Genomic DNA, 8,192 nt, shown 5'->3' with positions numbered 1-8,192 from the left:
CCTGACCGCGCGCCTCTCCCTGGATGTAGCCCATAAACGACAATGCCCGTATCGATCGATACGGGCATTGTCTTCAGCTTCGACTCAGACGGCTAGGTTTTCACACAGTCTGACTCGCGGGGCCTTGTCATTTCAGGCCGGAAAAGTGTGTGAGCGAAATCATTCGCGAAAGAGCCGTAGGATGGGTTGAGGCACGAAACCCATGCGGACCACGGTTGATGGGTATCGCAAGCTCGCGGAACGCCGCCCGACCCATCCTACGCACTGCATGGCGCCCTACAGGCTCTCGCCGGAAATCTGCGACAATTCCGCCCTTGCCGAAAACGACAGCAGAATCAGCGGACCCGATGAGCGAGCAATCCCCCAGCCCCGAACAACTCCTCAAACGCCTTGAACAGGCCATGGGTGCCGACCGGCATCGCCTGCGCCGACAGCTCCATGAGCTGCGCAAGCACCCGGATGACGCCAAGTTGGCGCAGTGGGTCGAGCGCTTCCAGGCGTCCATCGCGCGAGTCGAGGCCAGGCGCGCCAGCGTGCCGGTGATGCGTTACGACGACGCCCTGCCCATCGCCGCCAAGCGCGACGAGATCAAGGCGGCGCTGGAAAAGCACCAGGTGCTGGTGATTGCTGGCGAGACCGGCTCGGGCAAGACCACCCAGCTGCCGAAGATCTGCCTGGAAATCGGCCGCGGTACCCACGGTCTGATCGGCCACACCCAGCCGCGTCGGCTGGCGGCACGCAGCGTGGCGACCCGGGTGGCGGAGGAAATCGGCAGCCCGCTGGGCGAACTGGTGGGCTACCAGGTGCGCTTCGAGGACCAGTCCAACGAGCGCAGCCTGATCAAACTGATGACCGACGGTATCCTACTGGCGGAAACCCAGCACGACCGCTTCCTCGAACGCTACGACACGATCATCGTCGACGAGGCCCACGAGCGCAGCCTGAACATCGACTTCCTCCTCGGCTACCTCAAGACGCTGTTGCCGCGCAGGCCCGACCTCAAGCTGATCATCACCTCCGCGACCATCGACCTCGAGCGCTTTTCCAAGCACTTCAACGACGCGCCCATTATTGAAGTCTCCGGCCGGACCTACCCGGTGGACACCTGGTACCGGCCGCTGGCCGCCGAGGTGGACGAGGATGGTGAAGCACTGTTCGATGACCTTTCCGTGGACCAGGGCATCCTCCGAGCCCTGGACGAGATCGCCGCTCACGAACGTGAAGTGAGCAAGCGTCCCGGCGACGTGCTGGTATTCCTCCCCGGCGAGCGGGAAATCCGCGACTGCGCCGACGTGCTGCGCAAGGCCAACCTGCGCCACACCGAGGTACTGCCGCTGTACGCGCGGCTGACTCCGGCCGAGCAGCAGAAAATCTTCCAGCCCATGGCGGGCCGCAAGATCGTTCTTTCCACCAACGTCGCGGAAACCTCCCTGACGGTGCCGGGCATTCGCTACGTGATCGACAGCGGTACGGCGCGCATCAGCCGCTACAGCTACCGCGCGAAAGTCCAGCGCCTGCCGGTGGAAGCGGTATCCCAGGCCAGCGCCAACCAGCGCAAGGGCCGTTGCGGCCGGGTCGAGCCGGGCATCTGTGTGCGCCTCTATAGCGAGGACGACTTCCTCTCCCGCCCGACCTTCACCGATCCGGAGATCCTGCGCACCAACCTGGCGGCGGTGATCCTGCAGATGCTGCACCTGCGCCTGGGCGATATCGAGGCCTTCCCCTTCATCGAGCCGCCAGACGGCAAGGCGATCAAGGACGGTTTCACGCTGCTGCAGGAGCTTTCGGCAGTCAATCGCGAGAGCCAGCTCACCCCCATCGGTCGCCAGCTTGCGCGCCTGCCCATCGACCCGCGCCTGGGCCGGATGGTGCTGGAAGGCGCGCGCCAGGGCAGCCTCGACGAAGTCCTGATCGTGGCCGCTGCGCTGTCGGTGCAGGACCCGCGCGAGCGTCCGATCGAGCGCCAACAGGCAGCCGACCAGGCCCATGCGCAGTGGAAGGACGTGGACTCCGACTTCGCGGCGCTGATCAACCTCTGGCGCGGCTTCGAGGAACAGCGCCAGGCATTGGGCTCCAATGCCTTGCGTTCCTGGTGCCGGAAGAACTTCCTCAACTACCTGCGCCTGCGCGAATGGCGTGACGCCCACCGCCAACTGGTGCTGATCTGCCGCGAGCTGAAGCTCTTCCCGGAATCCGGTAAAGGTAGGAGCCAGCTTGCTGGCGAACGGCAGAACGCGCCGGGCGTTCGCCAGCAGGCTGGCTCCCACAAGAGCGGCGAGGCGGCCGAGCGCAGCATCGATTACGCCAAGGTGCACAAGGCCATCCTCTGCGGCCTGCTGAGCCAGATCGGCCAGAAAACCGAAGACGGCGACTACCTGGGTGCGCGCCAACGGCGCTTCTGGATTCACCCCGGCACCGCCATCGCGAAGAAGCGCCCGCAATGGATCATGGCCGCCGAACTGGTGGAAACCACCAAGCTGTTCGCGCGCATGGTGGCGAAGATCGAACCGGACTGGCTGGAGCCCCTGGCCGGCCACCTGGTCAAGAAGAACCACCTGGAGCCCCACTGGGAGAAGCGCCGCGGGCAGGTAGTGGCCTATGAACAGATCACCCTCTATGGCCTGATCATCGTCGGTCGTCGCGCCGTGCATTACGGCCCGGTGGACCCGGAGGTCTCCCGCGAGCTGTTCATCCGCGAGGGGTTGGTGCGTGGCGAAATCCAAAGCCGGGCGAAATGCCTTTCCGCTAATCGCCAACTTCTGGAGAGGCTCGACGAACTGGAAGCCAAGGCGCGCCGTCGCGACATCCTGGCCGATGAGGAAACCCTCTTCGCCTACTATGCAGCGCGCCTGCCGGCGGATATCTACCAGACCGCGACCTTCGAGAAGTGGTATGAGCGGGAGCGGACGAACACGCCCGACCTGCTGATCATGCGCGAGGAAGACGTGCTGGCCCGCGAAGCCAGCGAAGTCACCGCCGCGCAGTACCCGGACACGCTGCACCTGGGTGAGCTGGAGCTGCCGCTGTCCTATCACTTCGAACCGGGCCACCCACGCGATGGCGTGACCCTGCGAGTGCCGGCGCCGCTGTTGCCGCAACTGCCGCCGGAGCGCCTGGAATGGCTGGTGCCGGGCCTGCTGGAAGCCAAGTGCGTGGCCCTGGTGCGCAACCTGCCCAAGGCCATCCGCAAGAACTTCGTGCCGGTGCCGGATTTCGTCAAGGCAGCATTGGCCAAGCTGGTGTTCGCACAGGGCTCGCTGCCCGAGTCCCTCGGCCGCGAGCTGCAGCGCATGACTGGGGCCCGCGTGCCCGAGGAAGCCTGGGTCGAGGCCGCTGCCCAACTGGAAAGCCACCTGAAGATGAACCTGGAAGTGGTGGACGCCCGCGGCAAGTTCCTCGGCGAAGGCCGCGATCTGGTCGAGATCACCGCCCGTTTTGCCGAAGCCAGTCAGGCGGCGCTCGCCATCCCGCAGGCGCAGAAAGAGCAGAAGCCGGTGGAAGCCAAGGGCTTTGCCCAGGTCGCGGAAAAGACCCAGCAGAAGGTCGCCGGCCTTTCCATGACTGTGTACCCGGCGTTGGTGGAGGAGGGCGGCAGCGTCAAGGAAAGCCGCTTCCCGACCCAGGCCGAAGCCGAATGGCAGCACCGCCGTGCCCTGCAACGCTTGCTGCTGCAGCAACTGGCGGAAACCGCCAAGTTCCTTCGCGGCAAGCTGCCCGGCCTCACTGACCTGGGCCTGCTGTACCGCGACATGGGGCGTGTGGATGCGCTGGTAGAGGACATCCTCCTGGCCAGCCTGGACAGCTGCATCCTTGACGGCGAAGCCAGCCTGCCCCGTGACGGCGCGGCCCTGGCCTCACTGGCCGAGAAGAAGCGAGGCGCCTGGGCCGAACATGCCGAGCGCCTGGCGCGGTTGACCCTGGAAATCCTCAAGCTCTGGCATGGCCTGCAGAAACGCTTCAAGGGCCGCATCGACCTGGCCCAGGCAGTGGCGCTGAACGACATCAAGGCGCAGCTGGCCAACCTGGTCTATCCGGGGTTCGTCCGGGAAACGCCGGCGGAATGGCTGAAGGAGCTGCCGCGTTACCTCAAGGCCATCGAACAGCGCTTCGACAAGATCGCCGCGCAGTTGCAGCGTGACCGCGTCTGGTCGGGCGAGATCGCCGGCTACTGGGAGCAATACCGGGCGCGCCTGGCCAAGCATGCCCAGGAAGGCAAGCGTGACCCCGAGCTGGTGCTCTACCGCTGGATGCTGGAGGAATACCGCGTCTCGCTGTTCGCCCAGCAACTCGGAACGCGCATGCCGGTTTCCGACAAACGTCTCAACAAACAATGGAGCCAGGTAGAAGCCTGATGAGCCCCTTCGAGATCCGCCCCATGAGCCCTGAGCTCTACCGCCAGCAGACCCGTCGCATCACCCTGGTGGTCGCCGGCCTGTTCATTGCCCTGGCGCTGCTGCTTTCCACCTTCTGCGTGAAGGCGTTCGGTACGCCCGGCGGTGACAATTTCCGCTGGAACCTGATCGGCGTGCTGGCCGGGCTGGCGCTCACCGTCGGCGTGGTGCGCATCCAGTTGTGGCCGCGGCCCTGGATGGCGCCGGCGGTCTACGGCTGGCAGCTCAAGCGCAGCCTGATGCGCGTTACCAATGTCATGCACAAGGTCAAGGCGGGCGTGGCGGCCGGTGATCCCGCGGCGATGAAGCTGCTGCGCTTCTATCACCTGGGCCTGACCCAGATGCACCAACTGGACGGCAACAGCGCCGACCTCAACCACCATGTACGCGAGATCGACCAGCACCGCGAAGCGATGGAAGCGCAAGGGCTGGAGGTCGAGCAGAACCGCCTCGAACCAGCCTGGCTGGAGGCGGTGAAGGGATACGGCAACTGAATACGGCCTGCTCGGAGTAAGTTCCTGCATGGGCGGATCACGCTTCACCGATCCACCCATGCAGGGCTGCAATGGCTCCGCAGGTGATTACTGCAGATGTTTCAGCAGGCGTGCCTGCAGCGCTTCCAGCTCCGCCGGGTCAGCCTTCTTGCTGGCGTGGATGCCCAGCGACTCACCTTCGAAGCGCGGCACGATGTGCATGTGGATATGGAAAACGGTCTGGCCCGCGGGCGCACCGTTGAACTGCGCCACCTGAACGCCGGCGGGTTCCAGTTCCTTCACCAGCACATGGGTCAACCGTTGCACCACGGCCATGACCTTGGCCAGGGCATCGGTCTCGATATCCAGGATGTTGCGCGCAGCGGAGCGCTTGGGAATGACCAGGGTGTGGCCGAAGGACTGCGGGAAGATGTCGAGGAAGGCGAGCACGTCGTCGTCCTCAAAGAGTTTGTAGCAGGGGGCTTCGCCGCGAATGATCTGGGCGAAGACGTTCTGCGGGTCATAGGTGCCGTGCAAGCTCATCGAGGCGCTCCATTTGCCGGTTGCGAGAGCCGTGCACCTTACCCTTCGCAGCGGCGGCAGAAAACCCCACCAACCCGGTTCGAACTCCGGCCGGCCCGCGTCCGGGCTGTGTCTTTCTCGGCCAGCAGCTACGCGCCCCCGAGCATCCAGGACCCGCAGGCAGGGGCGCAGGAGAGTTGCCCGCTCAATGTCAGCAGCCAGTCCGAGCGAGCCCTGGTCACGGCGTCCCTCCTCGCCGGGCAAGGCGTTGCTACGCTTTGCCACCTCAAGGTCGCAAACTGACCGATTATTCTCGTCACTTCGCCGATGATTTGGCGAAAGTCCCCGTCGCCAGCCGTCGTTTCTGGCGTTACCCTTCGCATCTGGATAAGAAAGTGGGGCACCCGCCAAGAGAATTCCGGCGAGATCGCTGACTGGCGCCAAGGGCGTCGGCGGGGCACGGCAAAGGATGTTCGTGTTGTGGCCTCCACCCTGTTTGCTGTTCCTTCCCGCGTTGCGGGACGACCATTTTCCGCTGCCGGCCGCCTGGGCCGGTGGCTGACTGCCTGAACCGGCCGTTCGCGCGAGCGGCCCAGTATCGAGAGGATCGACCGTGCACAACGTCGTGATCAGTGGCACCGGCCTGTACACCCCACCCAACAGCATCTCCAATGAAGAGCTGGTGGAGTCCTTCAATGCCTACGTGCAGGCGTTCAATGCCGAAAACGCCGCCGCCATCGAGCGTGGCGAGATGGAGCCCCTGGCCGAATCCAGCGTGGCTTTCATCGAGAAGGCGTCCGGCATCAAGAGCCGTTTCGTGGTGGACAAGGACGGTATCCTCGATCCCAAGCGCATGGTGCCGCGCATCCCTGAGCGCTCCAACGACGAGTGGGGCATCCTGTGCGAGATGTCCGTGGCCGCGGCCAAGCAGGCCTTGGAACGCGCCGGCAAGACGCCAGCCGATATCGATGGTGTGATCGTCGCCTGCTCCAACCTGCAGCGCGCCTATCCGGCCGTGGCCATCGAAGTGCAGGCCGCCCTGGGCATCAATGGTTTCGGCTACGACATGAACGTCGCCTGCTCCTCGGCGACGTTCGGCATCCAGGCCGCTACCAACGCCGTACAGACCGGCCAGGCTCGCGCCATCCTGATGGTCAACCCGGAAATCTGCACCGGCCACCTGAATTTCCGCGATCGCGACAGCCACTTCATCTTCGGTGATGCCGCGACCGCCGTGATCATCGAACGTGCCGACCAGGCCACCTCCAGGCACCAGTTCGACGTAGTCGGCACCAAGCTGCTGACCCAGTTCTCCAACAACATCCGCAACAACTTCGGCTTCCTCAACCGCGCCGCCGAAGAGGGTGTGGGTACCCGCGACAAGCTGTTCGTCCAGGAAGGCCGCAAGGTATTCAAGGACGTCTGCCCGATGGTCGCCGAGCTGATCGCCGCCCACCTGGGCGAGAACAAACTCAATGTCGGCGACGTGAAGCGTTTCTGGTTGCACCAGGCCAACCTCAACATGAACCTGCTGATCGCCCGCAAGCTGCTGGGCCGTGATGCCGAGCCGAGCGAAGCGCCGGTGATCCTCGACACCTATGCCAACACCAGCTCCGCCGGCTCGGTGATCGCCTTCCACAAGCACCAGGACGACCTGCCCAGCGGCGCGCTCGGTGTGCTCAGCTCCTTCGGTGCCGGTTACTCCATCGGTAGCGTGATCCTGCGCAAGCACTGATGAACCACCCGGCCGACGCTGACCTGCTGCCCCGGCTGCTTGCCGGGGAGCAGGGCGCCTATCGCGAGCTGATTGGCGCCTATCAGGGCGCCATGCGCGCGGTCGCCTACGCCATCGTTGGCTCGCGTCTCGCCGACGAAGTCGTGCAGGACGCCTGGTTGGCCGTGGTGCGCAACCTGGACGGCTTCCAGCAGCGCTCCAGCCTCAAGACCTGGCTGCTGACCATCGTCGCCAACACCGCCCGCAGCCGGCTCAGGCAAAGCCGACGTGAAGTCCTGCTCGACGACCTGCCCGCACCCCACGGGACGGTGGATGAAGCGCGATTTTCCGAGGACGGCCACTGGGCCGCCACGGTTCCCGCCTGGCATCAAGACTCGCCCGAGGCCCTGTTGACCGAAGAGGAACTGCGCGAGTGCCTGGAAAAGACCCTGCTCGGCCTGTCGGAGATGCAGCGCAGTGTGGTGCTGCTGCGTGAGCGTCAGGGGCTCGAGTTGGAAGAGATCTGTAATTTATTGGAGCTATCGCTCTCCAATGTCCGGGTGCTGCTACATCGCGGACGCCTGAAGCTGTTCGCCACGCTGGAACATTTCGAGGAGACAGGCCAATGCTGACGTGCAAGGAACTGGTTGCCCGCTCCAGCGGCCTGCTCGATGGCGAGTTGAACTTCCGTGAGCGCATGGCCGTGCGCCGTCACCTGATGCTCTGCCGCAATTGCCGGCGCTTCATCAAGCAGATGAAGCTGACCCAGGCCGTTGTCCGCCTTATGCCCGAAAGCCAGGGTGCCGAAGTGGATGACCTGGCCGTGCACCTGGCGCAGAAACGCCGCGACTCCCTCTAGGCTTTGCACGAAAAGTGCCTGCGCATCGGTGATGCTGCGTTGAAGTCAGCCTCAGAATGCTCATTTACAACACGTAAACTGCGCTTCTTCGGCCGACTTCGCCTTGCCTGACCTTCGCTCGACGACTTTTCCTACAAAACCTAGGCCTTTCGATCGTTCGATCAGAGCGGGTAGTCGCGAATCGCGATTTCCGCAACCCGCTGTTTTCAGCGTCATCTACTGCAAAGAAACCA

General features: G+C 64.4%; 6 protein-coding genes. 5 read left to right on the top strand and 1 reads right to left on the bottom strand.

The genetic code is table 11. The annotated features are described in order from the left end of the window. The first annotated feature begins 347 nt into the window (after nt 1–347). Both hrpA and FFS60_RS22200 read left to right on the top strand, forming a co-directional pair. Nucleotides 348–4,352: an ATP-dependent RNA helicase HrpA gene (gene hrpA / locus FFS60_RS22205; protein ID WP_137823168.1), complete on the top strand. Its 4,005-nt coding sequence runs from the start codon at nt 348–350 to the stop codon at nt 4,350–4,352. Then, complete coding sequence (locus FFS60_RS22200; protein ID WP_028626415.1) at nt 4,352–4,885, top strand: DUF3087 domain-containing protein; 534 nt, start codon at nt 4,352–4,354, stop codon at nt 4,883–4,885. The genes hrpA and FFS60_RS22200 overlap by 1 nt, the downstream gene beginning before the upstream one ends. Nucleotides 4,886–4,972: 87 nt before the next feature. Here the strand turns inward: FFS60_RS22200 and FFS60_RS22195 are convergent, their stop codons facing one another. Next, nucleotides 4,973–5,407: an HIT family protein gene (locus tag FFS60_RS22195; RefSeq protein ID WP_028626416.1), complete on the bottom strand. Its 435-nt coding sequence runs from the start codon at nt 5,405–5,407 to the stop codon at nt 4,973–4,975. Between the two features lie 592 nt (nt 5,408–5,999). On the opposite strand from FFS60_RS22195, the gene FFS60_RS22190 reads away from it, so the two are divergent. The 3 genes from FFS60_RS22190 to FFS60_RS22180 are packed head-to-tail and all read left to right on the top strand — an operon-like array spanning nt 6,000 to nt 7,959. Further along, nucleotides 6,000–7,121 carry a beta-ketoacyl-ACP synthase III gene (locus FFS60_RS22190; RefSeq protein WP_028626417.1) on the top strand — a complete coding sequence of 374 codons (1,122 nt, stop codon included), beginning with the start codon at nt 6,000–6,002 and terminating at the stop codon, nt 7,119–7,121. After that, complete coding sequence (locus FFS60_RS22185) at nt 7,121–7,732, top strand: RNA polymerase sigma factor (protein WP_137823167.1); 612 nt, start codon at nt 7,121–7,123, stop codon at nt 7,730–7,732. Before FFS60_RS22190 ends, FFS60_RS22185 begins: the two co-directional genes overlap by 1 nt. Continuing rightward, a complete protein-coding gene (locus FFS60_RS22180) occupies nt 7,726–7,959 on the top strand; it encodes a zf-HC2 domain-containing protein (protein ID WP_028626419.1) in 234 nt (77 codons plus the stop codon). Before FFS60_RS22185 ends, FFS60_RS22180 begins: the two co-directional genes overlap by 7 nt. Nucleotides 7,960–8,192 lie beyond the last annotated feature (233 nt).

The sequence above is a fragment of the Pseudomonas sp. D(2018) genome (genome assembly GCF_005502555.1).
Classification (GTDB): Bacteria; Pseudomonadota; Gammaproteobacteria; order Pseudomonadales; family Pseudomonadaceae; genus Metapseudomonas; species Metapseudomonas resinovorans.
Note: the sequence above shows the minus strand (reverse complement) of the source record. Positions and strands in the feature narration are given on the sequence as shown.